At 66.9% G+C, this 25,281-nt stretch carries 29 protein-coding genes, 1 tRNA gene and 1 pseudogene; 15 read left to right on the top strand and 16 right to left on the bottom strand.

Translation table 11 applies throughout. From position 1 onward, the window contains the following. The first annotated feature begins 174 nt into the window (after positions 1–174). The 5 genes from DSD19_RS11505 (at position 175) to DSD19_RS11485 (ending at position 5,314) form a co-directional block, all read left to right on the top strand. A complete protein-coding gene (locus DSD19_RS11505; protein ID WP_075784692.1) occupies positions 175–1,194 on the top strand; it encodes an amino acid ABC transporter substrate-binding protein in 1,020 nt (339 codons plus the stop codon). A 140-nt stretch (positions 1,195–1,334) separates the two neighbouring features. Then, positions 1,335–2,591: an amino acid ABC transporter permease gene (locus tag DSD19_RS11500; RefSeq protein WP_113669684.1), complete on the top strand. Its 1,257-nt coding sequence runs from the start codon at positions 1,335–1,337 to the stop codon at positions 2,589–2,591. 1 nt (position 2,592) lies between these two features. Next, a complete protein-coding gene (locus DSD19_RS11495) occupies positions 2,593–3,909 on the top strand; it encodes an amino acid ABC transporter permease (protein WP_113669683.1) in 1,317 nt (438 codons plus the stop codon). 12 nt (positions 3,910–3,921) lie between these two features. After that, positions 3,922–4,701, top strand: coding sequence for an amino acid ABC transporter ATP-binding protein (locus DSD19_RS11490; RefSeq protein ID WP_113669682.1), 780 nt, complete (start codon positions 3,922–3,924; stop codon positions 4,699–4,701). Between the two features lie 241 nt (positions 4,702–4,942). Continuing rightward, positions 4,943–5,314: a 2Fe-2S iron-sulfur cluster binding domain-containing protein gene (locus DSD19_RS11485; RefSeq protein ID WP_075784696.1), complete on the top strand. Its 372-nt coding sequence runs from the start codon at positions 4,943–4,945 to the stop codon at positions 5,312–5,314. A 42-nt stretch (positions 5,315–5,356) separates the two neighbouring features. Here the strand turns inward: DSD19_RS11485 and DSD19_RS11480 are convergent, their stop codons facing one another. Together DSD19_RS11480 and argB are read right to left on the bottom strand one after the other, a co-directional pair. Continuing rightward, positions 5,357–5,863 carry a histidine phosphatase family protein gene (locus DSD19_RS11480; protein ID WP_075787481.1) on the bottom strand — a complete coding sequence of 169 codons (507 nt, stop codon included), beginning with the start codon at positions 5,861–5,863 and terminating at the stop codon, positions 5,357–5,359. Positions 5,864–5,938: 75 nt separating this feature from the next. Then, a complete protein-coding gene (argB, locus tag DSD19_RS11475; RefSeq protein ID WP_243627915.1) occupies positions 5,939–6,811 on the bottom strand; it encodes an acetylglutamate kinase in 873 nt (290 codons plus the stop codon). Positions 6,812–6,926: 115 nt separating this feature from the next. On the opposite strand from argB, the gene DSD19_RS11470 reads away from it, so the two are divergent. After that, entirely contained in the window at positions 6,927–7,658 is a 732-nt protein-coding gene (locus DSD19_RS11470; protein ID WP_113669680.1) for an SDR family oxidoreductase, read from the top strand. 66 nt (positions 7,659–7,724) lie between these two features. On the opposite strand, the gene yihA is transcribed toward DSD19_RS11470, so the two are convergent. The 7 genes from yihA to rpmH form a co-directional block, all read right to left on the bottom strand. Further along, positions 7,725–8,378 carry a ribosome biogenesis GTP-binding protein YihA/YsxC gene (gene yihA, locus DSD19_RS11465; RefSeq protein ID WP_113669679.1) on the bottom strand — a complete coding sequence of 218 codons (654 nt, stop codon included), beginning with the start codon at positions 8,376–8,378 and terminating at the stop codon, positions 7,725–7,727. Then, positions 8,375–9,121 carry an MOSC domain-containing protein gene (locus DSD19_RS11460; protein WP_113669678.1) on the bottom strand — a complete coding sequence of 249 codons (747 nt, stop codon included), beginning with the start codon at positions 9,119–9,121 and terminating at the stop codon, positions 8,375–8,377. Before DSD19_RS11460 ends, yihA begins: the two co-directional genes overlap by 4 nt. Next, a complete protein-coding gene (gene yidC / locus DSD19_RS11455; RefSeq protein ID WP_113669677.1) occupies positions 9,118–10,968 on the bottom strand; it encodes a membrane protein insertase YidC in 1,851 nt (616 codons plus the stop codon). Before yidC ends, DSD19_RS11460 begins: the two co-directional genes overlap by 4 nt. Positions 10,969–11,210: 242 nt before the next feature. After that, positions 11,211–12,080 (bottom strand): tRNA 2-thiocytidine(32) synthetase TtcA, encoded by an 870-nt coding sequence (gene ttcA / locus DSD19_RS11450; protein WP_075784702.1) that lies wholly within the window; start codon positions 12,078–12,080, stop codon positions 11,211–11,213. Positions 12,081–12,150: 70 nt separating this feature from the next. Next, positions 12,151–12,399, bottom strand: a complete 249-nt coding sequence (yidD, locus tag DSD19_RS11445) for a membrane protein insertion efficiency factor YidD (protein WP_075784703.1) — start codon at positions 12,397–12,399, stop codon at positions 12,151–12,153. Then, entirely contained in the window at positions 12,396–12,812 is a 417-nt protein-coding gene (gene rnpA, locus DSD19_RS11440; RefSeq protein WP_113669676.1) for a ribonuclease P protein component, read from the bottom strand. Before rnpA ends, yidD begins: the two co-directional genes overlap by 4 nt. Before the next feature lie 25 nt (positions 12,813–12,837). Then, on the bottom strand, positions 12,838–12,972 hold the full coding sequence (gene rpmH / locus DSD19_RS11435; protein ID WP_075784705.1) for a 50S ribosomal protein L34: 135 nt from the start codon (positions 12,970–12,972) through the stop codon (positions 12,838–12,840). A 286-nt stretch (positions 12,973–13,258) separates the two neighbouring features. On the opposite strand from rpmH, the gene DSD19_RS11430 reads away from it, so the two are divergent. The 4 genes from DSD19_RS11430 (at position 13,259) to DSD19_RS11415 (ending at position 17,019) form a co-directional block, all read left to right on the top strand. Further along, the gene (locus DSD19_RS11430) at positions 13,259–13,990 is read left to right on the top strand and encodes a TVP38/TMEM64 family protein (protein ID WP_113669675.1); all 732 of its coding nucleotides are present in this window, start codon (positions 13,259–13,261) and stop codon (positions 13,988–13,990) included. A gap of 4 nt (positions 13,991–13,994) precedes the next feature. Then, a complete protein-coding gene (locus DSD19_RS11425; protein ID WP_113669674.1) occupies positions 13,995–15,407 on the top strand; it encodes an NAD(P)/FAD-dependent oxidoreductase in 1,413 nt (470 codons plus the stop codon). 27 nt (positions 15,408–15,434) lie between these two features. After that, positions 15,435–16,850 (top strand): sensor histidine kinase, encoded by a 1,416-nt coding sequence (locus DSD19_RS11420; protein ID WP_075784708.1) that lies wholly within the window; start codon positions 15,435–15,437, stop codon positions 16,848–16,850. Between the two features lie 92 nt (positions 16,851–16,942). Next, positions 16,943–17,019 (top strand) — tRNA-Arg (locus DSD19_RS11415). Between the two features lie 24 nt (positions 17,020–17,043). Here DSD19_RS11415 and DSD19_RS11410 read toward each other — a convergent pair. The 7 genes and pseudogenes from DSD19_RS11410 to DSD19_RS11385 all read right to left on the bottom strand — a co-directional run bounded on the left by DSD19_RS11410 (position 17,044) and on the right by DSD19_RS11385 (position 22,134). Continuing rightward, complete coding sequence (locus tag DSD19_RS11410; RefSeq protein ID WP_243627912.1) at positions 17,044–17,937, bottom strand: tyrosine-type recombinase/integrase; 894 nt, start codon at positions 17,935–17,937, stop codon at positions 17,044–17,046. 185 nt (positions 17,938–18,122) lie between these two features. Beyond that, complete coding sequence (locus DSD19_RS11405) at positions 18,123–18,314, bottom strand: hypothetical protein (protein WP_042456697.1); 192 nt, start codon at positions 18,312–18,314, stop codon at positions 18,123–18,125. Next, positions 18,314–18,556 (bottom strand): hypothetical protein, encoded by a 243-nt coding sequence (locus tag DSD19_RS21445; RefSeq protein ID WP_133260410.1) that lies wholly within the window; start codon positions 18,554–18,556, stop codon positions 18,314–18,316. The genes DSD19_RS11405 and DSD19_RS21445 overlap by 1 nt, the downstream gene beginning before the upstream one ends. After that, a pseudogene (locus DSD19_RS11400) lies at positions 18,556–18,846 on the bottom strand (hypothetical protein); the annotation flags it as partial. The gene DSD19_RS21445 and the pseudogene DSD19_RS11400, both read right to left, overlap by 1 nt. Positions 18,847–18,951: 105 nt before the next feature. Then, positions 18,952–21,132, bottom strand: a complete 2,181-nt coding sequence (locus DSD19_RS11395; protein ID WP_133260409.1) for an ATP-binding protein — start codon at positions 21,130–21,132, stop codon at positions 18,952–18,954. 410 nt (positions 21,133–21,542) lie between these two features. Beyond that, on the bottom strand, positions 21,543–21,872 hold the full coding sequence (locus DSD19_RS11390) for a helix-turn-helix transcriptional regulator (RefSeq protein WP_113669671.1): 330 nt from the start codon (positions 21,870–21,872) through the stop codon (positions 21,543–21,545). Positions 21,873–21,885: 13 nt separating this feature from the next. After that, complete coding sequence (locus tag DSD19_RS11385) at positions 21,886–22,134, bottom strand: type II toxin-antitoxin system RelE/ParE family toxin (protein ID WP_113669692.1); 249 nt, start codon at positions 22,132–22,134, stop codon at positions 21,886–21,888. Between the two features lie 134 nt (positions 22,135–22,268). Here DSD19_RS11385 and DSD19_RS11380 point away from each other — a divergent pair, with 134 nt between their 5' ends. The 5 genes from DSD19_RS11380 to DSD19_RS22340 all read left to right on the top strand — a co-directional run bounded on the left by DSD19_RS11380 (position 22,269) and on the right by DSD19_RS22340 (position 25,231). Continuing rightward, positions 22,269–22,457 (top strand): hypothetical protein, encoded by a 189-nt coding sequence (locus DSD19_RS11380; RefSeq protein WP_113669670.1) that lies wholly within the window; start codon positions 22,269–22,271, stop codon positions 22,455–22,457. A 32-nt stretch (positions 22,458–22,489) separates the two neighbouring features. Further along, on the top strand, positions 22,490–22,807 hold the full coding sequence (locus DSD19_RS11375; protein ID WP_113669669.1) for an HNH endonuclease: 318 nt from the start codon (positions 22,490–22,492) through the stop codon (positions 22,805–22,807). 95 nt (positions 22,808–22,902) lie between these two features. Continuing rightward, positions 22,903–23,280, top strand: a complete 378-nt coding sequence (locus DSD19_RS11370; protein ID WP_108028614.1) for a hypothetical protein — start codon at positions 22,903–22,905, stop codon at positions 23,278–23,280. Continuing rightward, complete coding sequence (locus DSD19_RS11365; protein ID WP_113669668.1) at positions 23,249–24,973, top strand: terminase large subunit; 1,725 nt, start codon at positions 23,249–23,251, stop codon at positions 24,971–24,973. Before DSD19_RS11370 ends, DSD19_RS11365 begins: the two co-directional genes overlap by 32 nt. A gap of 42 nt (positions 24,974–25,015) precedes the next feature. Continuing rightward, positions 25,016–25,231, top strand: a complete 216-nt coding sequence (locus tag DSD19_RS22340; RefSeq protein WP_256359766.1) for a terminase large subunit domain-containing protein — start codon at positions 25,016–25,018, stop codon at positions 25,229–25,231. Positions 25,232–25,281: the final 50 nt, after the last annotated feature.

The raw sequence follows: 25,281 nt of genomic DNA, 5'->3' as shown, positions 1-25,281 counted from the left end.
CGCAGCCCTGCCCGCCGGGGAAAGCGGGGGGACCCCCTGTGCCCTTGACCTGATGGCGGTATTTTGCCCAAACTTGAGGCGCTGAGGGGCTGGGATCTCTCATAGCCACGCCCCTGCCCGCCGGGGGGGAAATATAAGCCGTCTGAACGGACGGATATTCAGGAAGAGGTAAACATGAAGAAATCCGTTATTCTTGGCGCGCTGACCGTAGCCGCCTGCGCCGCGGGTGCGGCGGGAGCGGCGACCCTCGACGACGTCAAGGCGCGCGGCAAGCTGAACTGCGGCACCAACACGGGCCTTGTCGGGTTCGCCGCGCCGGATGCCAACGGCGACTGGCAGGGCTTCGACGTGGCGGTGTGCCGCGCGGTGGCCGCCGCCGTGCTGGGGGATTCCTCGGCCGTCGAATTCGTGCCCACCACCGGCAAGACCCGCTTTACCGCCCTGGCCTCAGGCGAGATCGACATGCTGGTGCGCAACACCACCTGGACCTTCTCGCGCGATGTCGACCTCAAGTTCACCTTTGTCGGCGTGAACTATTATGACGGTCAGGGCTTCATGGTGCCGAAGGCGCTGGGCGTCAGCTCGGCCAAGGAACTCGACGGCGCCACCGTCTGCATCCAGACCGGCACCACGACCGAGCTGAACCTCGCGGACTTCTTCCGCGTGAACAACATCACCTACGAGCCGGTGCCGATCGAGACCAACGAACAGGCGCAGCAGCAATATCTGGCCGGCGCCTGCGACGTCTACACCACCGACGCCTCGGGGCTGGCCGCGACGCGCGCCACCTTCGAGGACCCGACCGCGCATGTGGTCCTGCCCGAGATCATCTCGAAAGAGCCGCTGGGTCCGCTGGTGCGCCATGGCGACGACGAATGGGCCGACATCGTCCGCTGGACGCTGAACGCGCTGATCGCCGCCGAGGAATACGGCGTGACCTCGGCCAATATCGACGAACTGGCGGCGGCGCCGACCACCAACCCGGAAATCAACCGTCTGCTCGGCACCGAGGGCACCCTTGGCGAAATGCTGGGCCTGCCGGCCGACTGGGCGGTGAAGGCGATCAAGGCGGGCGGCAACTACGGCGAGCTGTTCGAGAAATACATCGGTCAGAACACCCCCATCGGCCTGGCGCGCGGGCTGAACGCGCAGTGGACCGATGGCGGGCTGATGTACGCGCCGCCGTTCCGGTAAGACCAGACTTCGAAGGGCGCGGCACCAGACCGCGCCCTTCGCCTATCTGGACCAAGAACAAGAAAACCCCGGAGGGACGCGGCCGCAACGGTCCGCGCAGGATATCCTTTTGCCGGGAGGGAGCCACAGGGAGCGCCCGCATGACCAGCTATCCGGACGTACCGCGCGAGACGTTCCGTCTGCGCATGTTGATCTTCGATACCCGCTACCGATCGCTCACCATCCAGGTGGTCGCACTGATCGCCTTCATGCTGCTGGTGGCCTGGATCGTCAGCAACACCGTGCAGAACCTCGCCAATATGGGCAAGCCCATCGACTTCGGCTTTCTGACGGGGGCGGCGCAATACGACATCAACCAGACCCTGATCGAGTATACCAACCGCGACAGCCATCTCAGGGCCGCCTTCGTCGGGCTTCTCAACACGCTGCTGGTGGCGGTCCTTGGCTGCGCACTGGCCACGGTGCTTGGCGTTGTGATCGGCGTGCTGCGGCTGTCGCGCAACTGGCTCGTGGCGCGGCTGATGACCGTCTATGTCGAGATGTTCCGCAACGTGCCGGTGCTGCTGTGGATCGTGTTCTTCATGGCGATCCTGATCGAAAGCCTGCCGCCTCCCAACGCCTTCCGGGGCGAGGACGCCACCGCCTCGATGCTTCTGGGCGACAGCGTGGCGCTGACCAATCGCGGCGTCTACATCCCCGAGCCGCTGTTTTCGCGCAGCCTCGGCGATCTGCCGGTCTTCGGCGCTTTCAATATCAGTCTGGACCTGATCGCCATTCTCGCGGTGCTTGGGGCGGGGCTCTTCGTTTCCGCAAAGATCCGGGCGCGGGCGGATCGGGTCCAGAACGCCACCGGGCTGAGGCCCACCACCTGGTATCTGCGCCTCGGCGTGGTCGCCGTGCCGGTGCTGGTTATGCTGGTCGCACTGGGCTTTCACCTCGGCTATCCGGAACTCAAGGGCTTCAACTTCCGCGGCGGGGTCTACATGCGGAACTCGCTGATCGCGCTCTGGCTGGCGCTCAGCTTCTACACGGCCGCCTTCATCGCCGAAATCGTCCGGGGCGGCATCCTGGCCATCTCGAAGGGTCAGTCCGAGGCCGCGGCGGCGCTGGGGCTCCGGCCGAACCGGATCATGTCGCTGGTGATCCTGCCGCAGGCGCTCAGGGTCATCATCCCGCCGCTGATCTCGCAATACCTGAACCTGACCAAGAACTCGTCCCTGGCGATCGCGGTCGGCTACATGGACATCACCGGTACGCTGGGCGGCATCACCATGAACCAGACCGGGCGCGAGCTTGAATGCGTGCTGATGCTGATGCTGGTCTATCTTGCGATCTCGCTGGCGATCTCGATGGGGATGAACTGGTACAATACCCGGGTCAGGCTGGTGGAGCGGTAGGATGAGCGGAACCCATGCCCATAGCGCCGCCTTCGTCCGCGACGCGATGCTGCCCCAGGAACCGCCGCCGGCGACCTCGGTGGGCGCGCTCGGCTGGCTGCGGCAGAACCTCTTTTCGTCCTGGCTGAACGCCATCCTGACGGTGCTGTCGCTGGCCCTGATCGGCTACGTGCTGGCGGCGATCCTGCCCTGGATCTTCCAGTCCAGCTGGTCGGCCGGGTCGCTGGCCGAATGCCGCGACCAGATCAAGGCCGCCTACGGTCCCGAGGCCAGCGGCGCCTGCTGGGCAGTGATCCGCGAACGCTGGCTGCAGCTGATCTTCGGCTTCTACCCGTCCGAGCTGTACTGGAGGCCGATCCTTGGCTTCGCCCTGGCGCTGGCGGGGATGGCGCCGGTCCTGTTCATCGGCCTGCCGCGCAAGATGCTGTACCTGTCATTGGCGGCGCCGTTCGTCGTGCCCTGGCTTCTGTGGGGCGGCACCGTCTGGCTGCCGGTCTCGGTCGCGCTGGGCTTCGTTCTGGGCTATGCGGCCCAGCGCATCGTCGCGCCGCTTGCGGGCGGCCTCCTCGGGGCGGTTGTGGCGGGACTGCTGCCGGTCCTGTGGTGGCTTCTGCTGGCGGGGCCCTTCGCGACCCTGCTGCACCAGATCGGGCCGCTCGGGATCGAGCCCGTGAGCAGCCGCAACTTCGGCGGCTTCATGCTGTCGATCACCATCGGGCTGACCGCCATCGCCCTGTCGCTGCCCATCGGCGTCCTGCTGGCGCTGGGGCGGCAGTCCGACCTCTTCATCCTGCGCGCGATCTGCGTGGGCTTCATCGAGCTGATCCGCGGCGTGCCGCTGATCACCCTGCTGTTCGTGGCGTCGCTGCTGCTGAACTACTTCATGCCGCCGGGGACCAATTTCGACATCATCCTCCGGGTCATCATCATGGTAACGCTGTTTGCCTCGGCCTATATGGCCGAAGTGATCCGCGGCGGGCTGGCGGCGCTGCCCAAGGGCCAGTACGAGGCGGCCGACGCGCTGGGGCTCGACTACTGGAAGGCGCAGCGGCTGGTCGTCATGCCGCAGGCGCTGAAGATCTCGATCCCCGGGATCGTCTCGACCTTCATCGGCGTCTTCAAGGACACCACGCTGGTGTCGATCATCGGGCTGCTCGACCCGGTCGGCTTCTCGAACTCGATCCGGGCCGACGTCAACTGGAACGGCATCGTCTGGGAGCTTTACGGCTTCATCGCGCTGATGTTCTTCGTCTTCTGTTTTTCCATGTCCCGCTACTCGATGTATCTGGAGCGCAAGCTCCGGACCGAGCACCGCTGAGGAGGTCCATCCATGTCTGACACTGCCATCGACCGGTCCAGGCTGACCGTTTCGGACGAGGTCGCGATCCAGATCCTCGGCATGAACAAGTGGTACGGGGCGTTCCACGTCCTGCGCGACATCAACCTGACCATCAACAAGGGCGAACGGATCGTCGTTTGCGGCCCCTCGGGGTCGGGCAAGTCGACCCTGATCCGCTGCATCAACCGGCTGGAGGAACACCAGTCGGGCAAGATCATCGTCGACGGGATCGAATTGACCAATGACCTCAAGCATATCGATCAGGTCCGGTCCGAGGTCGGGATGGTGTTCCAGCACTTCAACCTGTTCCCGCATCTGACGATCCTGGAAAACTGCACCCTTGCCCCGATCTGGGTCCGGAAGGTGCCGAGGAAGGAAGCGGTGGAAACCGCCATGTACTACCTCGAGAAGGTCAAGATCCCGGAACAGGCGAACAAGTATCCCGGTCAGCTGTCGGGCGGCCAGCAACAGCGGGTCGCCATCGCGCGCTCGCTTTGCATGCGGCCCAACATCATGCTCTTCGACGAACCGACCTCGGCGCTCGATCCCGAGATGATCAAGGAGGTGCTCGACACCATGATCCAGCTGGCCGAAGAGGGAATGACGATGATCTGCGTCACCCACGAGATGGGCTTTGCCCGGCAGGTGGCGAACCGGGTGATCTTCATGGATCAGGGCCAGGTGGTCGAACAGAACGAACCCGAGGCCTTCTTCAACAACCCGCGCTCCGACCGGACCAAACTGTTCCTCAGCCAGATCCTCGGGCACTGATAGCCCGTCGATTGCGATTTTTCCGCGACTGGCGCCCGGGCCTGCCCGGGCGCCCTTGTCGTCTTTGGCGGGGGCGATGTCGGATTTCCCCCACTTTGGCGCGGCGAGTGCCGCGAAAGCCGGGTCACGCGCTGGCATGAATGCTGCTTCCCCAAGGGTGGAGACGCGCACACGGTTCGAACCAACCATCAGCCGTCCGGGCCTTCGGGTGCGGGCGGCCCCAGCCAAGGGATCTAGCGACATGGCGATCATCACCTTCTCCTCCCCCTTGATGCACAAGGACAAGGCCGTTTACGGCGTGGCGGGAGATACCAAGACCATCCTGGCTCTGGCCGAGGACAACCGGATTCCGATCCCCTTCGACTGCCGGGACGGAAATTGCGGCTCGTGCCTGATCGAGGTCACCTATGACAACCCCGACCAGAAGAAGGCGATCATGCTGACCGACAAGGAAAAGCAGAAGCTGAAGGATCTGGGCAAGCTGACCCAGGAGGAAATCGAGGATGCCGAAGTGCGGGACATGCCGCCGCGCTATCGCCTGGCCTGCCAGTTCATCGCCCGCGACGAGGATGTGACCGTGACCTTCAGCGGAACGCCCGGCGGCGCCGACTAGGCCGAAGACCGGCCCGCGGGCGCGACCGGCCGCGCCCGCGGGTCAGGGCATAAGCTGCTTGGGGGTGATGAAGTCGATCATCCGCCCGGTGCCGAACTCGATCTCGGTCCAGTCGGCGGCGTCGAAATCGGCGACCAGCGTGGCGCAGGTGGGAAAGCTGGCAAAGCGCTGTGCGTCGGGCGGGCCGTCCAGCAGCCGCGCCGCGAAATCGGCGATGCCGGGATTGTGGCCCAGCATCAGCACCGGCGAGGCCGCGCAATTGTTCAGGGCCTCCAGCATCCGTTCGGCAGGGGCGTGGTAAAGCCCGGGATCGCGCCGCATCACCGTCGATTCGCCCAGCACCGGCGCCATCCGGTCCCAGGTTTCCAGTGTGCGGCGGGCGGTCGAGCTGACCACTTCGGCGGGCACATGCCCGCGCTCGGCCAGCCATTGGCCGACCTTCGGCGCCGCCTCGCGGCCACGCGGGTTGAGCGGGCGGTCGTGATCGTCCTCGCTCGGGTCGTCCCAACTCGATTTCGCGTGTCGGACGAGGATCAGGCGCAAACTCATCGGCAGGCCGCTTTGCTTGTCGCGGGTCGGGCGCATCCTGTCACAGCTCTGCTCTCCCGGCCAGCGCGTTCGGCGTCAGGGACGCGGCGCGCGGATCAGCGACCCCGCCCCGTGATCGGTGAAAAGCTCCAGCAGGCAGGCATTGGGCGCGCGCCCGTCGAGGATCACCACCGCGCGCACACCGCCCTCGATGGCCGTCAATGCGGTTTCGGTCTTGGGGATCATCCCGCCCGCAATCACGCCCGAGGCGGTCATCTCGCGGATATGATCGGGGGTCAGTTCGGTCACCACATCGCCCGCCGCGTTCTTGACCCCGGCCACATCGGTCAACAGCAGCAGCCGGTCGGCCTTCAGCGCGGCGGCGATGGCGCCGGCCGCAGTGTCGCCGTTGATGTTGAAGGTCTCGCCCTCGCGCCCCGCGCCCAGCGGCGCCACGACCGGGATCATCCCGGCCTCGAACAACTGGCGCAGCACCAGCGGATTGACCTCGGACGGCGTGCCGACGAAGCCCAGGGCCGGGTCGGTCTGGTCGCAGACGATCAGCCCCGCATCCTTGCCCGACAGTCCGACCGCCTTGCCGCCCTGGTCGTTGATCGCCTGCACGATCCGCTTGTTGACGCGGCCCGACAGCACCATCTCGACCACCTCGACGGTGGCGGCATCGGTCACCCGCTTGCCCTTGACGAATTCGGACACGACACCGAGCTTGGCCAGCATCTCGTTGATCATCGGCCCGCCGCCATGCACCACCACCGGGTTCACGCCAACCTGGCGCATCAGCACCACGTCGCGGGCAAAGCTTTCCATCTCGGCGTCGTCGCCCATGGCGTGACCGCCGAACTTGATGACGACGATGGCGCCGGTATAGCGCTGAAGATAGGGCAGCGCCTCGGACAGGGTCCGGGCGGTGGCGATCCAGTCGCGATTCATGGCCGTCTGTTTTCTCATCCTGCGGGTCCGTCTGCTGAACTTCTGTTAGCGCCTGCGCGTCCGCAGGCCAAGGGCGATTGTCTTTTGGCGCACCGGGCTTACGTTCAGCACTCCGCAGAACGGGAAGGGTGCGATGGAACAGAGGGTAATGTTGCTGACCGGGGCGAGCCGGGGCATCGGGCATGCGACGGTCAAGCGCTTTTCGGCCGAAGGCTGGCGGGTCCTGACCTGTTCGCGGCATCCCTTCGACCCGCGCTGTCCCTGGCCCGGCGGGTCCGAGAACCATATCCAGATCGATCTGGCCGAGCCCGCCATGACCAAGCGCGCCATCGAGGTGGTGCGCGGCAAGCTGGCCGATGGCAAGCTGCACGCGCTGGTCAACAATGCCGGGATCTCGCCCAAGACCGAAGAGGGCGGGCGGCTGAACACGCTGGACACCGACATGCGGACCTGGGGGCAGGTCTTCAACGTGAACTTCTTCGCCTCGATCGTGCTGGCGCGCGGTCTGCAGGACGAACTGGCCGCCGCAAAGGGGGCCATCGTCAACGTGACCTCGATCGCGGGCAGCCGCGTGCATCCTTTCGCAGGCGCGGCCTATGCGACGTCCAAGGCCGCTCTGGCGGCGCTGACCCGCGAGATGGCGCATGATTTCGGTCCCCTGGGCGTCCGGGTGAACGCCATCGCGCCCGGCGAGGTCGAAACCTCGATCCTCAGCCCCGGCACCGAGAAGATCGTCGAGGGCCTGCCGCTGCGCCGTCTGGGTCAGCCCGAGGAAGTGGCGAGTGTCATCCATTTCCTCTGTTCGGAAGAGGCCAGCTACGTCACCGGGACCGAGATCGAGGTGAATGCCGGCCAGCACGTCTGAGCCGGCCGCAAGGCGGGCATGACAAGACGGGCATAAACAGGATGGGCCATGAAACCGGCCGGGACCCTAGGCGATGCCCTCGATGATCGCGCGCAGGGTCGCGATCCCGTCGCCCTTTTCGGATGAGGTCAGCACGATCTCGGGGAAGGCGGCCGGGTGGCGCGCCAGCGCGGCCCGGACCTGGGTCAGAACCTTGTCGCGCTCGGCGGCCTTCACCTTGTCGGCCTTGGTCAGCACCGTCTGGAAGGTCACCGCGGCGCCGTCGAGCAGCTTCATGATCTCGTCGTCGACCGCCTTCACCCCGTGCCGCGCGTCGATCAGCACGAAGGCGCGGCGCAGCGTCTGCCGTCCGGCCAGATAGGACTTCAGCAGGCGTTGCCATTTCTCGACGATCTTCACCGGCGCTTCGGCATAGCCATAGCCCGGCAGGTCGACCAGGTAATGGCTGTCGCCCAGGGTGAAGTAGTTGATCTCCTGCGTCCGCCCCGGCGTGTTCGAGGCCCGCGCCAGCCCCTTGCGCCCGGTCAGCGCGTTGATGAGGCTCGACTTGCCGACATTGGACCGCCCGGCAAAGCACAGCTCGGGCCGGTCGGCGGGCGGCAGCCCGTCCATCGCAACGACGCCCTTCAGGAACTCGACGGGCCCCGCGAAAAGCTTGCGCCCGCGTTCGGCGGCCTCGGCATCGGGCTCGGGCGTCAGGGGGAAGGGAAGGGGTGTCATAGCGCCTCCACAGCGTCGCCAAGGGCCACGCGGCCGCCCTCGATCACCTCGGCATAGACGCCGAATTGCTTGTGCCCCCAGCCGGTCTGCAGCGCGCCCAGCGTGTCGGCGTCGCGTTCGCCGGTTTCGGGGTTGGCGGCGGTCGCCAGACAGCGGGTGATGCGCTCGCGCACCTCGATCACCGCCCGGCCCAGCCGCACCTTCTGTCCGACCCAGTCGAACTCGGCAAAGGGGGCAAGCCCCTCGATCCAGAAATTCCCGCGAAAGCGCAGCGGCGACAGGCTCTGGCCAACCTTTTCCGACAGCGCTTCGAGCGAGGCGAGCCCCAGGAGGCTGATCGAGGGAAAGGCGCTGTCGGTCATGCCGCGCCCCGGCGCCCGGACGATCCGGGCCGAGGCGGCGCGGTCCCCGGGCATCAGCGGGCGGACCCAGTCGATCAGGGCCGCGCCCTCGTGGTCGGGAGAAAAGGTCAGATCGGGCCGGGCGGGATGGGTCAGGGTGACGTGCCCGGCCGCCTCGTCCAGCCGCGCGCCGATGGCCATCAGCTGCGGCGCCTTCGCCCCGCGCGAGAAATTCGCGCAGGGCGCCCAGCCGGTTCCGTCTGCCCGCGACGCCTCATGCGCCACGGCCCAGGTGCGGTCCCAGGGCAGGGTCCGGCCGGCCTGAAGATCCACCGCCTCCAGCGCCTCGGCGCCGTGGCCCTTGATCGGGTGGCGATAGATCCGGGCCAGCCGTGCCGTCATTTGTGCTCCGGTTCCGGCTTCTTCTTGCGGAAGCTCGACCGGATATTGCCCAGCACGTCGGGGTGATACCCGTGGATGCGCATGATCGCATATTGCTGGATGAAGGTGATCGTGTTGTTGCAGATCCAGTACAGCACCAGCCCGCTGGCGAAGTTGCCCAGCATGAACATGAACACCCAGGGCAGCCAGGCAAAGACCATGGCCTGCGTCGGATCCGTGGGCGTCGGGTTCAGCTTCTGCTGCAGCCACATCGAGATCCCCAGCAGGATCGGCAGCACACCCAGCGACAGGATCGCAAGGAACGAGCCCGGCTCCGGCGGCGCATAGGGCAGCAGGCCGAACAGGTTCAGGATCGAGGACGGATCGGGCGCCGACAGGTCGTGGATCCAGCCGATCCAGGGCGCGTGGCGCAGCTCGATGGTGACGAAGATCACCTTGTAGAGCGAGAAGAAGATCGGGATCTGCACGAAGAGCGGCAGACAGCCCGCGGCGGGGTTGACCTGCTCTTTCTTGTAGAGCGCCATCATCTCTTGCTGCAGCTTCTGGCGGTCGTCGCCGCAGCGCTCCTTCAGCTCTTCCATCTTGGGCTGAAGTTCCTTCATCTTCGCCATCGAGCTGTAGGACTTGTAGGCCAGCGGCAGCACGACGGCCTTGATGATGACGGTCAGCAGGATGATCGACCAGCCCATCGACCCCGGCACGCCCAGACCCGACATCGCGCCGTTCAGCCAGTGCAGCACACGGAAGATCGGCTTGGTGAAGAAGAAGAACCAGCCCCAGTCGATCGAGTCGATGAAGCGGAAGATGCCGTCATCGGTCTGGTAATGGTGGATCGTCTCCCATTCCTTGGCGCCCGCGAACAGCATGGTCGAGGTGCCCTCGGTCGCACCGGCCGCGACGGTCACGACCGGCAGCCGCGCCTCGACCTGATAGATGTCGGGGCCCGAGACGTATTTCGCGACCGAGGTGAAGGGCTGACCGGGTTCCGGGATCAGCGTGGTCATCCAGTACTTGTCGGTGAAACCGATCCAGCCGTTCTCCTGAACGCCGGTGACCTCGGCATTGGCCCCTTCGCGCTCGACATAATCCATGTCGGGCATCTTCTTGTACTTGATCTCTTCCAGTTCCTCGTCGGTCTGCCGGACGACACCCTCGTGCAGGATGTAGAACCGGCTGCCCTCGGGCTGGCCATGACGCGCGACGATGCCATAGGGGGCCAGGCGCACCGCGCCGCCGGTGGCGTTCTCGACGCTTTGCGCGACGGTGAACATGTAGTTCTCGTCGATGCTGATGGTGCGGTGGAAGGTCAGGCCCTTGCCATTGTCCCAATGCATCGAGACGGGGCTTTCGACGGTCAGCGTGCCGCTGCCGTCAAGCGTCCAGAGCGTGTTGGCGCCGGGCACGTCCTCATAGCCCAGATCGCCCGCGGGCGCCCAGCCGTAAAGCGCGTAATAGGGCCGTTCGGTCCCGACCGGCTCCAGCAGCGACACCAGCGGCGAGTCCGGATCGAGCGTCTCGTGATAGCCTTTCAGCGACAGCCGGTCGATGCGCCCGCCCAGCAGCGAGATCGACCCGGTCAGGCGCGGCGTCTCGATCGAAAGCCGGGGGGCCTCCGAGGCCAGCGAGGGCGCGGCGGTCTCGGGCGTGGCGGCCGCGCCGGTGCCCGGGGTCGCGGGCGGAGCGGCGGCGACGTCCGGCGTCGTGCCATTGTCGGTCGCGGTCGTCGTCGCGACGGCCGGTTCCTCGCTCGGGGTCTGCTGTTCGGGCGGGAACAGCAGGAACCACCCGAGGATCACCAGAAAGCTGAGCGCCGTTGCGAGAATGAGATTCTTGTTCTGATCGTCCATGGCAGACCGCCACCCCGTCCTTTTAAAGGTGTGGGTGCTTCAACAGATTGAGGCCGGGGAGGTCAAGTCGTTTTGCCGACGCACAGGGGCTGGGCCGGGACGGCGCGGGCCTGCGCCCTGCCTCGTCCCGGCGGATCGCCCGGTGCGGGCATCCTCTGGGGGTATCCGGACCGGGAAGAAGGCAGCGCGTTCTTCTTCTTGGATAAAATACCCGATACGCAACCCAGGCAAGGGGCGGGCCGTCAGGGGTCCGGCGCCTCCCCGGGCAAGGCGCCGGGCGTCCCGGCCGCCGGACGCGCCAGCGCCGCGAAATCGAACAGTGCCGGGTCAAGCAGATGTGAGGGCCGCACATGCATCAGCGCGCGGAACATCTTCTGGCGGCGCCCGGGATGGTTCGCCTCCCACTGGTCGAGCATCGCCTTGACCTGCATCCGCTGCAGCCCGTCCTGGCTGCCGCACAGATTGCAGGGGATCACCGGATAGCTCATCGCCTGCGCGAAGCGCGCGCAATCGGCCTCGGCGACATGGGCGAGCGGGCGGTAGACGAACAGGTCGCCCTCCTCGTTCACAAGTTTCGGCGGCATCGTCGCCAGCCGCCCGCCATGGAAGAGGTTCAGCAGGAAGGTCTCGAGAATGTCGTCGCGGTGATGGCCCAGCACCACGGCCGAACAGCCCTCCTCGCGGGCGATCCGGTAGAGGTTGCCGCGCCGCAGCCGCGAGCATAGCGCGCAATAGGTGCGCCCCTCGGGGATCTTGTCCATGACGATGGAATAGGTGTCCTGATACTCGATCCGGTGCGGCACGCCCATCTTCGTCAGGAACTCAGGCAGCACCGTCGCCGGAAAGCCCGGCTGGCCCTGGTCGAGATTGCAGGCCAGCAGCTCGACCGGCAGCAGCCCGCGCCATTTCAGCTCGTGGAGTGCGGCCAGCAGTGTAAAGCTGTCCTTGCCGCCCGACAGGCAGACCAGCCAGCGCGCGCCCCGCTCGATCATCCCGTACTGTTCGATGGCTTCGCGGGTGTCGCGAATGATCCGCTTGCGCAGCTTCTTGAACTCGGTGGTCGAGGGCGCGCCGTAAAACAGCGGGTGGATATCGTCGGGCTCGTCGAACATGGCGCAGCCTATGCCAGATCGCCCGCCGTCGGGGAAGGGGAAAGGCGCGGCCCCGGGGCGCGGCCCGCCGTCAGCCCTCTGGCGGCGGCTCGCCAGGTTTTGGCGGCACCGGGTCGTAGCCGCAGCCGCCCCAGGGATTGCAGCGCAGGATCCGCCATAGCGCCAGCGCGCCGCCGCGCAGCGCGCCGTGCCGTTCCAGCGCCTCCAGCGCATAGGCCGAACAAGTCGGCTGATAGCGGCAGTTGAACCCGATCCAGGGCGACAGCACCAGCCGGTAGGCCCGGATCGGCAGGGCAAAGAGGCGCGCGAGCGGGCTCATGGCGCGTCGGCATGCAGCCGGTCGAGGGCGCGGCGCAGATCGGCGCGAAGCGCCTCGAACGGGCGGGTCGCGGTCGCGTCGGGGCGGCCGATCAACACGTAATCCCAGCCCGGGCGGCCATGCTGCGGCAGCTCGGCCCGGGCGATTTCGCGCAACCGGCGCTTGGCGCGGTTGCGGGCGACGGCATTGCCGACCTTCTTGGAGCAGGTAAAGCCTATCCGGATGCCGCCCCCGGGCGCCTCCTCCCGGCGCCGCGCCTGCAGCGTGAAGGCCGGGGCCGACTGCCGCCGGGCGCGCGCGGCCAGCAGGAAGTCGGCGCGCTTGGACAGCACCGTCAGGCATGACGAAACCGCCGGGGACGCTTCGGAACGCTCCGGCATGCCGGAGGCCCCGCCCATCCCCGGCGGTGTCATGTCTTGGTCGCCGTCAGGCGTGGTCTCAGGCGCACAGACGCTTGCGGCCACGGGCACGGCGGGCGTTCAGGATCTTCTGGCCGCCTTTGGTGGCCATGCGGGCCCGGAAGCCGTGACGCTTCTTGCGGACCAGGTTCGAAGGTTGATAGGTGCGTTTCATCGCGCGTCGCTCCGTCGAGATGGACCCAAACCGCGTGCGGATTCGAAGGCCCCATGGTGTTCGAAGCCCGTCCTTTAGGGGCTTGGCGCGGGCAAGTCAATTCGTCCCGCGCGGGAAATGTTGCAATCGGCTGCGTCCGCACCGCGCAAGCGGTTCCGAAGGGGCCGGAGTCCGGTCACCAACGATCAATGCGGCGTGAACGGCCTGTGCAGGGCGGCAGGGGCCGTGCATCTTGTCCAAGAACGCATCCCACCCTTCATTCGCCGCCAGAGCGGCCCAGAGGATCATGACAGAGACGACCGAGATGCCCCAGACCCGGCCGGCCCGAGGCCGCCACCTGCCGCTGATCGCGATTGCCGCAGTGGCGGCGGTCGGCGCGCTGACCCTGCGCGACCAGCTCGATTTCGAGGCGCTGGCGGCCCATCGCGAGGCGCTGATCGCGCTGCGAGACGCGAATTACGCCGGGGCGGCGCTTGGCTTCATGCTGGCCTATGTCGCCATCGTGGCCTTCTCGCTGCCCGGGGCGACGGTGGCGACACTGGCGGGCGGCTTCCTGTTCGGGGTGTTTCCGGGCGTGCTCTTCAACGTGACCGCCGCGACGCTTGGCGCGGTGCTGATCTTCCTTGCGGCACGCTGGGGGCTGGGCGACAGGCTCGCGGCCCGGCTCGACGCCAGCGAGGGCCGCGTCGCCGCGCTCCGCGAGGGGCTGCGCGAGAACGAGCTGTCGGTCCTGTTCCTGATCCGGCTGGTGCCCGCGGTGCCCTTCTTCGTGGCGAACCTGCTGCCCGCGCTGGTGGGGGTCTCGGCCGGGCGCTTTGCCTTCACCACCTTCTTCGGGATCATGCCCGGGGCGCTGGTCTATACCTGGGTCGGCGCCGGGTTGGGCGAGGTCTTCGCCCGGGGCGAGCGGCCCGATCTGGGGATCGTCTTCGAACCGCAGGTGCTGGGGCCGCTTCTGGGCCTCGCGGCGCTGGCCGCGCTGCCCATCGTGCTCCGGACCCTGCGGCGGAGGCGCTAGGCCCATGGCACCGACGAAGACCGATCTTTGCATCATCGGGGCGGGGTCCGCCGGGCTGTCGCTGGCTGCGGGCGCGGTGCAGATGGGCGCCCGCGTGGTGCTGATCGAAGGCCACAAGATGGGTGGCGACTGCCTGAACTATGGCTGCGTGCCGTCCAAGGCCCTGATCGCTGCGGCGGCCCAGGCCCAGGCGATGCGGGCGGGCGGCTGCGGCATCGCCGGGGCCGCGCCCCGGATCGACCATGCCGCGGTGATGGCCCACGTTCGTTCCGCAATTGACGCAATCGCGCCCCATGACAGCGTCGAGCGGTTCGAGGGGCTCGGGGTGCGCGTGATCCGCGGCTGGGCCCGGTTCCGGTCCCCGCGCGAGCTCGAGGCGGGCGGCGAGACGATCCGCGCCCGCCGCTTCGTCATCGCCACCGGCTCGCGCCCCTCGATCCCGCCGATCCTGGGGCTCGATGAGGTGCCTTTCCTGACCAACGAGACCCTGTTCGATCTCACGGAACGCCCGGAGCGGCTGTTGATTCTGGGCGGCGGGCCGATCGGCATCGAGATGGCCCAGGCCCATGCCCGGCTTGGCGTGCCGGTGACGGTGATCGAGGGACGCCGGGCGCTTGGCCGGGAAGATCCCGAGGCCGTGGCGCTGGTTCTGGACCGGCTCCGCGCCGAGGGCGCCGAGATCCTCGAAGGCACCGAACTGCGGCGCGTCACGGGGCAGGCTGGGGCGATCTCGGCGCAAACCGACGCAGGCCCCATCGAGGGCAGCCATCTGCTGGTCGCGGCGGGTCGCCGTCCGGCGCTCGACAGGCTGAACCTGCGCGCGGCCGGGGTCGAGACCGATGCCCATGGGGTTAGGGTCGATTCCGGCCTGCGCAGCACCAACCGCCGGATCTATGCCATCGGCGATGCCGCCGGGCAGGGTCAGTTCACCCATCTGGCGGGCTATCATGCGGGCGTCGTGATCCGGCCGATCCTGTTCGGGCTGCCCGCCCGGGCCCGGACCGACCACATCCCGCGCGTCACCTATTGCGACCCCGAACTGGCGCAGATCGGCCCGACCGAGGCCGAGGCCCGCGCCGCCCATGGCGCCGCGATCGATGTGGTGCGGGCCGATTACGCCGGGAATGACCGCGCCGTGGCCAGCGGCCGCAGGCAGGGATTCGTCAAGGTCGTGGTCCATCGCGGCCGTCCTCTGGGGGCGACTCTGGTCGGCGCCGAGGCCGGCGAACTGGTCGCTCCCTGGGCTCTTGCCATCGCCAGCGGTCAGCGGATGACCGCCATCGCCGGCATGGTTGCGCCCTATCCGACACTGGGCGAGCTTAACAAGCGGGCGGCGGGTGCCTATTTTTCCCCAAAACTGTTCGAGAATCCCTGGGTCAAGCGGGGGGTGAGGGCGATTCAGCGCCTGCTGCCCTGACGCCCTGCCGGGGCGAGGGCGAGGCACATGTTTCTCAATTCCCTGTCGGGACGCTTCCTGCTTTTGACGATTGTCTTCGTCATGCTGGCCGAGGTCCTGATTTTCGTGCCGTCGGTCGCCCGGTTTCGCGTCGATTTCCTTTTGGCGCGGCTGGAACGGTCGCAGATTGCCTCGCTCGCGCTTCTGGCCAGCGACGGCATGATCGGCGACGAGCTTGAACGCGAACTGTTGCAGAATGCGGGCGTCTACAACATCGTGCTGCGCCGCGACCAGGCGCGCGAACTGGTCCTGTCCTCGCCGATTCCCGAACCGGTCTACCGCAGCTTCGATCTGCGCGAGGCGGGCGTGTTCGATCTTATCCCCGATGCGCTGATCCGGCTGGTCGACCCCAAGACCCGGGTGATCCGGGTGATCGGGCAGCCGGTCCAGCGCGCGGGCCTGCTGATCGAGGTCACGATGAGCACCGCCGAGCTGCGCAAGGCGATGATCGACTACGGTCTCAGGATCCTGGTCCTGTCGGCGGTGATCTCGGTGCTGTCGGCGCTGCTGCTGTTCCTGGCGGCGCGGCGGTTGCTGGTGGTGCCGATCCGGCGCGTGGTGCGGGCGATGCTGGTCTATGCCGAGGCCCCCGAGGACAACCGGCGGATCATCGTCCCCTCGGCCCGGGTGCGCGAGCTGAACGAGGCCGAGACCGCGCTGCGGGCCTTGCAGGAAGAGCTGACCGGCGCGCTGCGCCAGAAGGATCGGCTGGCGCAGCTGGGCGCGGCCGTCGCCAAGATCAGCCACGATCTGCGCAACATCCTGACCACGGCCCAGCTTTTCGCCGACCGGATGGAGCTTAGCGACGATCCGGCGGTCAAGCGCGCTGCCCCCAAGATCGTCGGCGCGATCAGCCGCGCGGTGCATCTGTGCGAGGCGACGCTGGCCTTCGGCCGGGCGCAGGAGCCGCCGCCGCGGCTCGAACGGCTGGCGCTGGCGCCCATCGTCAACGAGGTCGTCGACGGCGAGCGGCTGGCGGCGGGCGACTATGACATCAGCTTCTCCGAGGACGTGCCGGCCGGTCTGACGCTGCGCGCCGATGTCGAGCAGCTGCTGCGGGTGCTGACCAATCTGGTCCGCAACGCCCGCCAGGCCATCGTGGCCTCCGGCAAGCCCGGAGAGATCGGCATCCGCGCCGAAGAGACCGAGGAAGACTGGATCATCAAGGTCACCGATACCGGCCCTGGCCTGCCGCCCAAGGCGCGCGAGCATCTGTTCCAGCCCTTCCACGGCGGCACCCGCAAGGACGGCACCGGCCTGGGCCTTGCGATCGCGATGGAACTGGTTCGCGGCCATGGCGGCGCGCTGGAGCTTCGCCGCAGCGACGCCTCCGGCACCGCCTTCGAGATCCGTCTGCCGAAGGCCGCGGCGGCCTTGCCGGGCGAGGGCGATCTGCCCGGCTGACGCCCTGAAGGCCGCCCGCGAAAAAAACTGCGCTCTTCCGGTCGGTTTGGCCCTTGCACCCCTCTCCGAACGGCGTTACATGAGCCTCCCACGCGCTGGTAGCTCAGTTGGATAGAGTACTTGACTACGAATCAAGGGGTCGGGGGTTCGAATCCTCCCCAGCGCGCCACTTCCAAAATAACCAACTGAGAACTCACGACTTTTTCGGAAATGTTGCAACTTGCGCGGCAGGCGTTGCAACGTTCTGTTCTTGTTCTTCCCCCATGACAGCCCGTCGCCGACTCGCTTGTCGGGTATAATGTTCGGCTTCCTTGAGGGTCTGATGGCCCAGCCAGGACATGATCTGGTGCGCCGACGCGCCTGCTTCGGCGAGGGCAACGCCGCGGGTCTTGCGAAGCCCGTGGGCGCTTTTCTCGATGCCAGCTTCCGCCGCTGCGGCGCGGATCATGTTGCCGAGGCCCTTTTCGGATCGCGGGGCGCCCGCAGCCGTCGCGAGGAACGTCATGTGGCGTGAACCGAGTGCGGCCAGCGCGTCGTGCATCGCGTCCCGATCCCCGGCATAGCCTTCGGCATAGGCGGGCAGTCTGGCGGTCCAGGGCACGAAGGCGGGCTGTTTCACCTTGCTTTGGGTGTAGATCAGGACCCCGGCGCGATCCACATGGCCCGGGCCGATCATCACCGCATCGCCGATCCGAAATCCGGTCCAGTGCAGCAGCTCGAAGGCGGCGCGCTTGCTGGTGCCGATGGGCCACCGGGTCCGGAAGGCGTCGATATCGGCAGCAGTCCATGCCGGGTGGCCGATTGTCTTGGGGGCACGGGGCAGCGTTACGGTGAGCGACGGGTCGGTCTCCAGGAGGCCCGCATCCACGCCGAACGCGCAGAGGAACCGCCAGGCCTTGCGCCGGTCGACCGGGCTCTCGGCCGTCGCGACATTGGCGCGGATATGGCGATCCCGGAGGCCCTTGGCCGGTGCCTCGCCCCCTTCGTGGCGAATGGCCTCGAAATGGCGGCGCAGGGTCGCCCGGTAGACGGCGCTGCGCGACAGGAACCGGTCGGAGCGCACCGTCGCCTCGATCAGCGCCCCCACGGTGCCGGGCGGCAGGCGCAAGGGCCGCGACGCGGCCTCGGCCGCCTTTCTCGCCGCAGCATAGGCGGCCAGAAAATCGGGATGGTCGTGCGGCAGGTCCGGGAGCCGAATCAGCTTCTGCCCCTTCTTTCGGAAATACCAATCGGTGCGGTTGCCGCGCCGGACCGGCATGAGGTTCGTGAGGGTCACCGTGGTCCCCCGAAGGCCGCGTCGCATTGTGCCTCGTCCCCGTCGATCTCCTCGAAGGATACGGGCAGGCGGGACGGACCGGCAAGGATCCTGATCGTGCCCCGGGTGATCTCGATATCGGCCCCGGCGGCGCGCGCCACGTTGACGGCCCGGCGCAGCTCGGCCTCGGTGAAACGGGGCGCGCCCATCACTCTTTCTCCCTTTCCCGAAAATCGCCGCAGCCTGCAGAAGACCCTGTCGGCTGCAATTGGCCTGTTCCCCTGCATCGCGGGCAGTTCGAACGGAGCGGTGCGCCGTGCGTTCCGGCTTCCAGCTTGGCGACACGGGCCTGCAGCTCGGCGAGCTCGGCGGTCAGCCCCGCCAGCTCGTCGCAATTGTGGCGGGCGAGGCTCTCGATTTCCTCGATCCGGTCGGGCGTGGTTTGCGGCATTAGGCTGCCTCCTGTCTTGCATCGCCGCCCCATTGGTCGGCCGCGGCGGCGGCGAGGCCCTCGAAGGTGCGGCTGCGGATCTTCCAGCGGTCGGGGCCGGGCGAGGCCCGGTGGACCGCGCTCCAGCGCTTGTGCGCCTCGGTGCCGGGCGCGGGCGGGGTCAGGCGGTCGGTGGCGCTCAGCGGCGCAAGGCCGCGCAGATAGAGCCCCGTGGCCTTGAAGAACGGCTCGCCGAACCACCACGGTTGCACGATCTGGGGTTTCGGCAGGTCCGAGGGCAGGCGGGCGCGGCCAGTGAAACTGGCGAAGAAGGCCGAGCTGGCGGGCATGCCGGCGCTGGCGCCGGTCGAGAGGCGCGAGAAGGACGGGCGCATCCGGCGATCGACAAAGCCGGGCTACGAGCGCACCGAGGCCGATGTCGCGCTGCGGGCGCGATGCCGACAGATGGGCTGGCCGACCCGGCCCGAAGACATGGCGAGGGCGCGCGCCCAGAGCCTCAAATGCGATGCCGGGCGCGTCCTGCACCTGCTGGTCGCCCGGCCCGACGAGGTAGCCCGCCTTTGGTCCGCGTTCGCCGGGCTCTGCGGGGCACAGTCCTGCACGAGGCTGCGCTCTGGGACCGGATCTTCGTCTTGCGTAAAGCGCCGGTGCAGTCGCATGGCCTCGGATATCAGTCCGCGGCCTGCAAGGTATTCGCCGAAGCTCTTGTGGATAAACTCGAATCCTGGATCCAAGCCGTCGGTCCGCCGCGCATGGGTCAGCAGAACCACGCTATCGAGATCCTGCGGCAAGGGAGCCTTTCCCTTCCTGAACCTGTGTGCGGCGTGCACCTCGCGCAGCTTGTCGAATGTCGCTTCGTCGCTGCCCCGGCCGCCGCCGCGCCACGCCGCCAATCCGAGGCATTCCATCAGCAGGAAAAACTGCTCTTCGGTGTATGCAGGGGCGCCGCTCGCATTCGGCTTCTTCAGGTTTCTCTTTTGGATCTTGCGCAGGATGTCCTCGTAGACCCGGTTCCGGTTTTCCGCCGCTTCGTGCCATCGCTCGCCGCAATAGTCGGACAGGATGAACAGATGCAGCAGCAGCGGCTCGACATTCAGGTCATTCAGGTCGTGATGGGTGACACCTTCGGGCAGCGGGGCGTGCAGGTCCTGGCTCCGGCACCACCTTGCCCAATAGTCTTCCCTCTGGTTCTTGGGCAGGTCTTCCAGGTCCGGGACCTCGACCTTCGCCTTCCGGTCTGCCATGTGTCTTGCGTCAGCGGACCGCAATTCCAGGTCCTCAAGCGCCAGTTCGCGGATCGGTGCGACATTCAACAACAGGGGCCTGGGCAGCGCCGTCGCCTCCATTCCCCGCTGAATCGCAAGGTTCCGGCCGAGGATGAGCGCTCTTACTGGCGTGCCGTCGCTGTTCAGCCGACCCAGCATCCGGCTGGCATTCTGGATGAAGCTCCGTGTCAGCTCTTCGGCCCGCGCTTCGACGAAGCTCATTTCGTCAAGACCATCGAAGATCAGCAGTGTCGGTTGGTCCCCGCCCTTGATCCAGTCAAGTGCGTTTTCGGGGAGGCCCGGCGAGCCCGCTGATCCGGAGGGGGTGTTTCGGCGCGTTAGGTAGGTTCCGATATCCGCCTCCAGGTCGCCGGTCAGGCGCATGTGCTGGAGCTCGACAAACAGAACCCGGTGCGTTCCTGCGGCAATGGTCTCGGCCGCGAAGGCCTTGGCGAAGGACGACTTACCAGATCCGGGGCCACCGGCGACCAGACGCAGGTGGTGGCGGTCTGTCGTGTCTGCGAGCCAGTCCTGCGCCGTCTCGTGCAGGTCTCTGAGATGGGCGCGGAACCGGGGCGGCTCGTCTTCCTTTTCCGGCGAAAGTTCCTCGTGCCAGTAGCAGCGCAGCCGGAGGTATAGCTCGCACAGAGGGGTCTCGACGTCGCCTTCAGGCGAAAAGACCGGCTCCATCCGGAACTTGCGCGTGATCCAGTCGTAGTGCCGGGTCCAGGCCATGTCCCTTTGCATCTCAAGTGCGGCGGGGCCGGTGACCAGCGTCTCGATAGGCTTGAGAGCGTCGAAATTCAACGAGAACACGTAGGCCGAGGCACGGTGAAGGCAGCGGCCGAACTCCTGTTCGTAGTAGGCCGGTCCGCAGTCTTCCGGCAAAACCGCAAGCCCGGTCAGATCGAGCGTGAAGCGCAACACTGCCCGGCGCGCTTCGGCGAATGCCGGATGGCTCGACGGGTGCAAGAGGGCGTTGTGATCGAAGGTGGCGGTGGGTTCATCAGGCAGAGCCGCTTCAAGGAAGGCGGCGGTGGCGCGGTCCTTGTCTCCGTCTAGGAGGTGGTTCCGGCGAACGCTTATTACGAACTCGGCCGCGGCGAGCGTGATTGTCTGGATCCACCACGACCACGCAAGGTTTTCGGGCGTTGCCGTTTTCGTGCCGCGGAGGGCTTCGATCAATCCCGTGAGTCCAGCCAGAGCGGAGTACGGATTTTTCGCCGCCACGGCCGCCGCAGTGGCGAGCGCGGTCTTTATGGTTCCGAGATAATCTGGGCGGCGTTGGGGCGGAACAAATCGGATCGTCATGGGAAATACCTCCATAGGCGATACGCTACCTGCGGCAGCGCCTCGGCAAAAGTCCGCAGATCCCGGCCGAGGCCGAAAATTCCTCCTGGCGCGACCCGTCGCATCCAAGCGCTTGAAGGTGAGCGGGCACTTGGGCCTGCACCCGAGTGCAGTTCGAATTTGATAAAATAATTTCAAATAAATTTTGCGGATGTGGTGGAGGCCCGCAGAAGGCATCTATGGTTGGGAAGGCCGCTGCAATCATCCTTCGGGACAAGTATCGGACACGCTGAACTAAATGCGCATTCACGCTCTTGGCGAATGCCGTATTTCGCATCCGGCTTGACGCCGAATCTGTCCCGTGCCAGATTGGCATCATCGGCAGGGGTTTGCGGGAACGCGAGCCCCTGTTTTCGTTTTCGGGCCTCGCCTCAGATCAGATCGTCCACCGTCACGCCAAGCGCCTCGGCGATCTTCTTGAGGGTCTGCACAGATCCGTTCTTCTTCCCGGTCTCGATTTCGTGGATCTGGACGCGGTTCACGCCCGAGGTCCTGGAGAGATCGGCCGCGCTCATGCCGCGCCAGTCGCGAAACACGCGGACGGGATGCTCGCCGTCGATGATGCGGGTCACGAATTCATGGGGAACGGATTCCTCGTCCCGATCCTTGGCCCGGTCATAGGCAAGGATGTCTTCGAGGTCTTCGGCCGCTTCGCGCAGCCGCTCGTATTCCTCGCGGGGAATGCTGACCATATCGTTCATGCTGTCTCTCCTTTCAGTAGATGCTGCCGCGAGAGCCAATTTCGAGAACGTCCAGAACGTCGCCGTTGTCGTCCATGATGACACGCCAGTCCCCGACACGGAGCCGGATACCTTCCCGCCCCTTGAGAACCTTCACGTTGTTGGCCTGGCTCGCCGGATCGGTGGCATAGGCTTCGATCTTGGAGATGATCCGTTTCGCCGTGGTTCGAGGCATCTTGCGCAGAGCCCTCAGGGCGGCGGGTCTGTAAGTGATCGGCTTCATGCGGAATGTGTAGCCTATAGCTAACATGTAGTCAATAGCTAACACGCGGCCGGGCCGCGCAGGCCCGCGTGGCAGACACGCTCGATGAGCCGGATTGACGGCCCTATCCCCCGAAAAACTGGCAGGAGCCACGCATGACCACCCTTTCGACCGACATCCTGGACGCGGGCCTGCAGGAGATCCGCGATGCGGCGAGCCCGGTGCTGCACCTCTGCTCGCAGGAGCCCGCGAGCTATGCCGAGGCCGAGAGCTACAGCCTCGGGACCAAGACCGCGCCGACCATTGGCGCGCGGTCGAGAACGTCCCGGCGGCGGGCTGGCTGATGATCCGCGTCACCGGGGATATGGGCTGATCCATGGCAGGCCAGTGGAGAGATAGGCCGAGCGCGTCGGAGCGGGGCTACGGCAGGGGCTGGAAGGCGCTGCGCAAGCGGGTGATGCAGCGGGACAGCTGGCTGTGCCAGCCCTGCCTGCGCACGGGGCGCGTCACGCCCGCCACCGAGTGCGATCACGTGGTGCCCAAGGCGCAGGGCGGCACGGATGACGAGGGGAACCTGCAGGCGATCTGTGCGGACTGCCACAAGGCCAAGACGGAGCGCGAGGCGGCCGAGGCGCGGGGGCGCAGGCTGCGGCCGAGCTTCGGTGCGGATGGGTGGCTGATCGGGCCGGAGTGAGCCCGGGGGGTGTCGAAAGTCCCCGGCTGGGGAGGCGGCAACCGGCATGGGGGGGGTCTTCTCGCATCCACAGTTCCACGAATGAGGGCAATCCAATGGCAAACCCGCGGCTGCCGGCCGATGTGGCGGCGGTAACGGGCGCTGCCGCGAAGAACCCGCAGCGTCACAAAGGGCGAGCGGCGCCGAAGGTGAAGGGCCTCGGCGACCCGCCGGCGTATCTCGGCGAGATCGAACAGGAGGCCTGGCGGATGTTCGCGGATGAGATGCCGTGGCTCGGGGCAAGCGACCGGGCGATCACCGAGACCGCGTCACGCCTGCGCGCCCGGATGATGGCCGACCCGGCGATGGGCGTGAACGCGCTCGCGCAATTCCGTCTCTGCCTCTCTGCTATGGGTGGCACGCCGTCAGACAGAAGCAAGGTGGCTGCACCTGAGGAGCCTGATGACGACCCGGCCGACGCCTACTTCAACTGACCCCGCGACGGCCTATGCGCTGGACGTGGCGGCCGGGCGGATCGTGGCGGGGCCGCATGTCCGGGATGCCTGCAGGCGCCACCTGCGCGACCTCGAGGACGGGCCGGCGCGCGGGCTGGTATGGGACACGGCGGCGGCGGAACGGTTCTACGGGTTCTGCCGCGATGTGCTGCGGCTGAGCGAGGGGCAGTTCGACGGAACCCCGTTCGAGCTCGAGCCGTCGCAGAAGTTCATCTGCGGTTCGCTGTTCGGATGGAAGCGGTCGGACGGGTTCCGCCGGTTCCGGCGGGCCTATATCGAGCAGGGCAAGGGCAACGGCAAGTCGCCGATGGTCGGGGCCATCGGGCTTTACGGGCTGGTGGCCGACGGCGAGGCCGGGGCGCAGATCTATGCCGCGGGCGCGACCAAGGAGCAGGCGAGCATCCTGTTCCGTGACGCCGTGAACATGCTCGACAAGGCGCCGAGGCTTTCCGCGCGCATCCGGCGCAGCGGTGGGCCGGGACGGGAATACAACCTGGCCCACCTGAAGAGCGGATCGTTCTTTCGGCCGGTGTCGCGGGAGACCAAGAAGACCGGCTCGGGGCCCCGCCCGCATTTCGCGCTCTGCGACGAGGTTCACGAGCACCCGGATGGCGGGGTGATCGAGATCCTGGAGCGCGGGTTCAAGTTCCGGACCCAGCCGTTGCTGATCATGATCACCAACTCCGGCAGCGACCGGAAAAGCATCTGCTGGCAGGAGCGCAAGCACGCGGTCGCCGTTGCGGCTGGCGATGTCGAGGACGACACGACCTTCAGCTATGTCTGCGCGCTGGACGAGGGGGACGACCCCTTCACCGACCCGGGCTGCTGGATCAAGGCCAACCCGCTGCTGGGAGTGACGATCACGCCGGCCTATCTGGCGCTCCAGGTCAAGCAGGCACGAGACATCCCGGCCAAGGCCAACGGCATCCGCCGCCTGCACTTCTGCGAGTGGACGGACGCCGAGTCCGCATGGATCTCGCGGGCGGCGTGGGAGGCCATCGAAGACCACAGCCTGAACCTCGACGATTTCGCCGGGCACCGCTGCTGTGCCGGGCTCGACCTCTCGGCCAAGGCGGACCTGACGGCGAAGGCGCTGATCTTCGAGGACGGGTTTGCCGAGGATGGAAAGCCGCTCTTTGCAGCATTCGTGCACGGCTACACGCCGGCCGACACGCTTCGGGCGCGCGCCGAGCGGGACGGGGCCCCTTACGACCTGTGGGTCGATGCGGGCTTTCTGACGGCAACGCCGGGCAAGAAGACCCGCCTCGATTTCGTGGCGCAGGATCTGCTGGATGATGTCGAGCGGTTCGACTTCGATTTCGTGGCTTACGACGCGTTCCTGATCGCGGATTTCGAGGCCATCATCGGGGACATGGGCGCCACGCTGCCGATGCTCGACCATCCGCAGGGCTGGAACAAGCGGAAGCGCGAGACCGAGGATGGCGAGGAAATCACGCTCTGGATGCCGGGCAGCGTCGATGAGCTGGAGACGCTGAGGCGGTTACGGTTCGGCGGCTCTCCTCCGGGGCTCTCGAATACCGCTGGACCCGCGACGGGAAAGCCCATGTCGGCGCGGATCGCGACGTTTTGCATATTCGTGGCCCTGGCGGTGCTGGCGCTCGCGGGCGCCGAGACCGTCTTCGAACTCTTCGACCCGGAGCAAACGGCATGACACTGGCAATTCGGATCTACTGGCGCGTCGCCGGACGCTTCAATCAGGTGCGCGCGGGCAGAGGCCGCGCCGCAGGGCTTCTGCACCGCGACGACGCGGGACCAGGCGGGGCTGTTGTTCCGCGAGCTGCGGCGGATGATCAAGGCCGCGCCCGCGCTCTCGGCCTTCATGGACACGGGCAACAAGCACCTGATCTCGACCGCGATCACCAATGGCACGATCCGGACGCTCAGCCCCCCGGAAGTTCCCTCGCCGTAGCGTAGAGTCTGCCCGACCTGAAGGAGCAGACGAATGAGGAAAAGCCGTTT

Origin of the sequence: Rhodovulum sp. BSW8, from assembly GCF_003314725.1 — a bacterium.
Lineage (GTDB): Bacteria > Pseudomonadota > Alphaproteobacteria > Rhodobacterales > Rhodobacteraceae > Rhodovulum > Rhodovulum visakhapatnamense.
The sequence above is the reverse complement of the archived record's forward strand: the minus strand, read 5'-3'. Positions and strand labels throughout refer to the sequence as shown.

Bases quoted from the DNA above. Each gene is read 5' to 3' on its own strand.
- DSD19_RS11430 (WP_113669675.1), top strand. From the start codon at position 13,259: ATGACAGAGACGACCGAGATGCCCCAGACCCGGCCGGCCCGAGGCCGC.
- DSD19_RS11470 (WP_113669680.1), top strand. From the start codon at position 6,927: ATGGAACAGAGGGTAATGTTGCTGACCGGGGCGAGCCGGGGCATCGGG.
- DSD19_RS11505 (WP_075784692.1), top strand. From the start codon at position 175: ATGAAGAAATCCGTTATTCTTGGCGCGCTGACCGTAGCCGCCTGCGCC.
- DSD19_RS11490 (WP_113669682.1), top strand. From the start codon at position 3,922: ATGTCTGACACTGCCATCGACCGGTCCAGGCTGACCGTTTCGGACGAG.
- DSD19_RS11420 (WP_075784708.1), top strand. From the start codon at position 15,435: ATGTTTCTCAATTCCCTGTCGGGACGCTTCCTGCTTTTGACGATTGTC.
- rnpA (WP_113669676.1), bottom strand. From the start codon at position 12,812: ATGACACCGCCGGGGATGGGCGGGGCCTCCGGCATGCCGGAGCGTTCC.
- yidD (WP_075784703.1), bottom strand. From the start codon at position 12,399: ATGAGCCCGCTCGCGCGCCTCTTTGCCCTGCCGATCCGGGCCTACCGG.
- rpmH (WP_075784705.1), bottom strand. From the start codon at position 12,972: ATGAAACGCACCTATCAACCTTCGAACCTGGTCCGCAAGAAGCGTCAC.
- yidC (WP_113669677.1), bottom strand. From the start codon at position 10,968: ATGGACGATCAGAACAAGAATCTCATTCTCGCAACGGCGCTCAGCTTT.
- ttcA (WP_075784702.1), bottom strand. From the start codon at position 12,080: ATGTTCGACGAGCCCGACGATATCCACCCGCTGTTTTACGGCGCGCCC.
- DSD19_RS11495 (WP_113669683.1), top strand. From the start codon at position 2,593: ATGAGCGGAACCCATGCCCATAGCGCCGCCTTCGTCCGCGACGCGATG.
- DSD19_RS21445 (WP_133260410.1), bottom strand. From the start codon at position 18,556: ATGCCGCAAACCACGCCCGACCGGATCGAGGAAATCGAGAGCCTCGCC.
- DSD19_RS11370 (WP_108028614.1), top strand. From the start codon at position 22,903: ATGGCAAACCCGCGGCTGCCGGCCGATGTGGCGGCGGTAACGGGCGCT.
- DSD19_RS11375 (WP_113669669.1), top strand. From the start codon at position 22,490: ATGGCAGGCCAGTGGAGAGATAGGCCGAGCGCGTCGGAGCGGGGCTAC.
- DSD19_RS11365 (WP_113669668.1), top strand. From the start codon at position 23,249: ATGACGACCCGGCCGACGCCTACTTCAACTGACCCCGCGACGGCCTAT.
- DSD19_RS11425 (WP_113669674.1), top strand. From the start codon at position 13,995: ATGGCACCGACGAAGACCGATCTTTGCATCATCGGGGCGGGGTCCGCC.
- DSD19_RS11485 (WP_075784696.1), top strand. From the start codon at position 4,943: ATGGCGATCATCACCTTCTCCTCCCCCTTGATGCACAAGGACAAGGCC.
- DSD19_RS11380 (WP_113669670.1), top strand. From the start codon at position 22,269: ATGACCACCCTTTCGACCGACATCCTGGACGCGGGCCTGCAGGAGATC.
- DSD19_RS11390 (WP_113669671.1), bottom strand. From the start codon at position 21,872: ATGAACGATATGGTCAGCATTCCCCGCGAGGAATACGAGCGGCTGCGC.
- yihA (WP_113669679.1), bottom strand. From the start codon at position 8,378: ATGACACCCCTTCCCTTCCCCCTGACGCCCGAGCCCGATGCCGAGGCC.
- DSD19_RS11385 (WP_113669692.1), bottom strand. From the start codon at position 22,134: ATGAAGCCGATCACTTACAGACCCGCCGCCCTGAGGGCTCTGCGCAAG.
- argB (WP_243627915.1), bottom strand. From the start codon at position 6,811: ATGAGAAAACAGACGGCCATGAATCGCGACTGGATCGCCACCGCCCGG.
- DSD19_RS11500 (WP_113669684.1), top strand. From the start codon at position 1,335: ATGACCAGCTATCCGGACGTACCGCGCGAGACGTTCCGTCTGCGCATG.
- DSD19_RS11405 (WP_042456697.1), bottom strand. From the start codon at position 18,314: ATGGGCGCGCCCCGTTTCACCGAGGCCGAGCTGCGCCGGGCCGTCAAC.
- DSD19_RS11395 (WP_133260409.1), bottom strand. From the start codon at position 21,132: ATGACGATCCGATTTGTTCCGCCCCAACGCCGCCCAGATTATCTCGGA.
- DSD19_RS11460 (WP_113669678.1), bottom strand. From the start codon at position 9,121: ATGACGGCACGGCTGGCCCGGATCTATCGCCACCCGATCAAGGGCCAC.
- DSD19_RS11480 (WP_075787481.1), bottom strand. From the start codon at position 5,863: ATGAGTTTGCGCCTGATCCTCGTCCGACACGCGAAATCGAGTTGGGAC.